The sequence below is a fragment of the Streptomyces sp. NPDC054841 genome (assembly GCF_053611045.1).
The window spans coordinates 1-2,770 of sequence record NZ_JBSGZO010000747.1 but is presented as its reverse complement, the minus strand read 5'-3'; the positions used below and the strand labels follow the sequence as shown (position 1 = coordinate 2,770).

Here is a 2,770-nt window from a genome sequence, read left to right as displayed (position 1 = left end):
GCGGGCAGCCCGTGCACCGGGCCACCGGTCTCCTGTCCGTCGGGACCCGGGGCGTGCGTGTCCGGACTGAGCGCCGCCCGTGAGAAGATCCCTTCCGCGCAGCGTGCGTTGGTTTCGGCGGTGAAAGGTGACGATGTACGCGATATCCCTGGGCGACGACGGTGCCGAACTGCGCCCGCTCGAACCGTGGCGGGCCGAGGAGTTCCTGACCCACGTGGACCGGGGGCGGGAGTTCATCGGGCAGTACAACGCGCTGCCCGACGTCGTCACGGACCTCGAGTCGAGCCGGGCGTTCCTCCAGGCGTACGCGGAGAAGGCCGCGGCCGACGCCGGGCGGCTCCACGGCATCTGGACGGACGGCAAGCTGGTCGGCGCGGTCCTCTTCCGGAGGATGGACGTTGAGCAGGGCACTGCCGAGGCGGGCTGCTGGCTGGAGCCGTCGGCGGTCGGGAAGGGTCTGGTGACCCGGGCCGTGCGTGTGATCATCGACTGGGCCGTCGAGGAGCGGGGCATCCACCGCGTGGAGTGGTGGGTCTCGGCGGGGAACGAGCCCAGCATCGCCGTGGCCCGGCGGCTCGGGATGATGCGAGACGGCGTGCTGCGGGAGAGCTACCCGTACCGGGGGAAGCGGCACGACGAGGAAGTCTGGTCGGTGCTCGCGCCGGAGTGGCGGGCGGGCAGGCAAACGACTTGAGCTCCAGCAATCCCCGCACCACTTCGGGCGGGGCCGACGCTACGACCTGGGCCCGTTGGTGACGGGCGTGTATGCGCATGGAACAGTGACCTCATGCTCCTGCTCCCCGAAAACACGCTGTTCGTACCTGGTGCTACGCCCGCACTCCTGATGGCCGGTGCGCCGGTGCACGACGAGCTGCCTGCACTGCGCGCGTCCGGTGGGACGGTGCCGCAATGCGAGGGCTGGGGCATAGGCGCCATGCTCACCCTGTGCGTGGTGGACGGACCGGGCGATGCGGGGTGCGTCGTTCCCGCCCTCGGCGCCCCCGTGCTCGGAGGCTCCGGAAACCCGGACGACATGGCGCACTGGTGCTCGGACGTCACACAGGCCGGCGGAGCGGTCGTACTCTCCCTCCCGGAGCTCCCGGAGGTCCTCAACTGGGAACACCTGCTGACCAGCGGCACGTCCCGCGGCGGCTTCATGCCCGCCCTCGGTTGAGCACAGCCCCACAAGAGCTGCATCCGGGGCCCAGCACGGCGAAGCCGAGGCCGCGCTCGCCGATCCCGCCGATCCCGCCACCGAGTGGCAGGACTGTCGTGTTCGGGAGACGCACGGCCCGGCCGTGCTCATGGGTTATGTCACCGCCGGTGCCGAGCACCTGCCGCGTCGCGCTGGTCCGGCGGTATCTCCAGTCGCTGTCCGTCGCGGTCAGTACAGCGATCCTGCGGCGGTCCGGGGAGAGGGCGGCTATGCCGTAGTCGGCTGCGATGTCGTTGTGGAACCACTCCGCATCGGCCTCGAAGCGGAACCAGGTGCTCTGCCGGGCCTGGCGCTCCACCCCCTCCGCGTTCGCGCCAGTCCATGGAGAGGCGTGTGCGCCCGGCGCACCGGCTCCCGTACGCACTCCGGCGCACCCGTTCCCGTCGGTGAAAGGGGGTGCCCGTTCACCAGTCCCGCCGTTAGTTCGGTTATGGACACATCTGGTTCCGGCGGACGGGCCATCGTCCGCGCTGTCGCATCACTCCTGCTCCTCGCCGCCATGGCCGTGGCCGGTCCCACCGCCACTGCCACCGACGGCAGTCACCCGTCGCCATCGGCGGACCCCGCGGCGATTCGCGAATGGAACGCCATCGCCACCGACACCATCACCGCCCACCTCGGCGCCCGCCCCTCCGGGCAAGCCGTCATCTGGCACGGGTTCGTCTCGGCCGCCGTCTACAACGCCGTGGTCGGGATCGAGGGGCGCTACGCCCCGTACAAGTGGCATGCGCACGGGCCCTCCACCGCATCCTCCGAGGCAGCGGCCGTGACCGCCGCGCACCACGTACTGCTCACCTACTTCCCCGCCTCCCAGGCCCCGCTCGATGCCGCATACGCCGATTCGCTCGCCAGGATCCCCGAGGGCAAGGCGAAGCGGCAGGGCGTGGCCTTCGGGGAACGCGCCGCCGACCATCTCATCGAACTGCGTGAAGGGGACGGCCGGTTCGCACCGGTGGAGTTCACCGCTTCGCCAGCGCCCGGCGTCTGGCGGCCCACCCCGCCCGCCCACCTGCCCTTCATCGACACCTGGCTCGGCAGGCTTCGCCCGCTGCTGCTCAATTCCCCGGATCAGTTCCGTCCGGGCGAGCCGCCCGCCCTTTCCTCGGCCCGCTACGCCGAGGACGTGAACGAGGTGAAGACCATGGGGGCGAAGAGCGGCTCGTCCCGCACCGCCCTTCAGACCGAAACCGCCCTGTTCTTCGGGGGCAGTCTGGCGGTGCAGCTCCAAGAGGCGTTCCGCGACTACACCGCCCGGCACCATCTGGGCATCGCCGAGACAGCGCGGCTGTTCGTCGCAGGGAACACGTCGGCGACCGACGCCGTCGTCGCCGCTTGGGACGCCAAACTCCACTACGGATTCTGGCGGCCGATCACGGCTGTCCATCTGGCCGACACCGACGGCAACCCAGCGACCGAAGCCGACCCGCAGTGGGAGCCGTTGCTCGTCACACCACCGCACCCCGACTACATCAGTGGCCACGCCACGGTCGCCGGCGCCGTGACCCAGACCCTGACCGGGATCCTCGAGACCACACGCCTCGACCTCAACGTCCC

General features: G+C 70.6%; 4 protein-coding genes. 3 read left to right on the top strand and 1 reads right to left on the bottom strand.

Annotated elements, in window-relative coordinates; translation table 11 throughout:
* Positions 1-133: 133 nt before the first annotated feature.
* On the top strand, positions 134-694 hold the full coding sequence (locus ACWGI8_RS42660; protein ID WP_453668847.1) for a GNAT family N-acetyltransferase: 561 nt from the start codon (positions 134-136) through the stop codon (positions 692-694).
* 93 nt (positions 695-787) lie between these two features.
* Positions 788-1,174 carry a hypothetical protein gene (locus ACWGI8_RS42655; RefSeq protein WP_453668846.1) on the top strand — a complete coding sequence of 129 codons (387 nt, stop codon included), beginning with the start codon at positions 788-790 and terminating at the stop codon, positions 1,172-1,174.
* Here ACWGI8_RS42655 and ACWGI8_RS42650 read toward each other — a convergent pair.
* Positions 1,155-1,580 carry a DUF6183 family protein gene (locus ACWGI8_RS42650; RefSeq protein ID WP_453668845.1) on the bottom strand — a complete coding sequence of 142 codons (426 nt, stop codon included), beginning with the start codon at positions 1,578-1,580 and terminating at the stop codon, positions 1,155-1,157. The two genes, ACWGI8_RS42655 and ACWGI8_RS42650, sit on opposite strands and share 20 nt — an antisense overlap.
* A gap of 66 nt (positions 1,581-1,646) precedes the next feature.
* On the opposite strand from ACWGI8_RS42650, the gene ACWGI8_RS42645 reads away from it, so the two are divergent.
* Positions 1,647-2,770: vanadium-dependent haloperoxidase (locus ACWGI8_RS42645; RefSeq protein WP_453668844.1), on the top strand; the 1,124-nt coding region annotated here is incomplete at its 3' end.

What these genes read in the sequence shown, in the direction of transcription:
- ACWGI8_RS42655 (WP_453668846.1), top strand. Translation starts at nt 788, where the DNA reads ATGCTCCTGCTCCCCGAAAACACGCTGTTCGTACCTGGTGCTACGCCC.
- ACWGI8_RS42660 (WP_453668847.1), top strand. Translation starts at nt 134, where the DNA reads ATGTACGCGATATCCCTGGGCGACGACGGTGCCGAACTGCGCCCGCTC.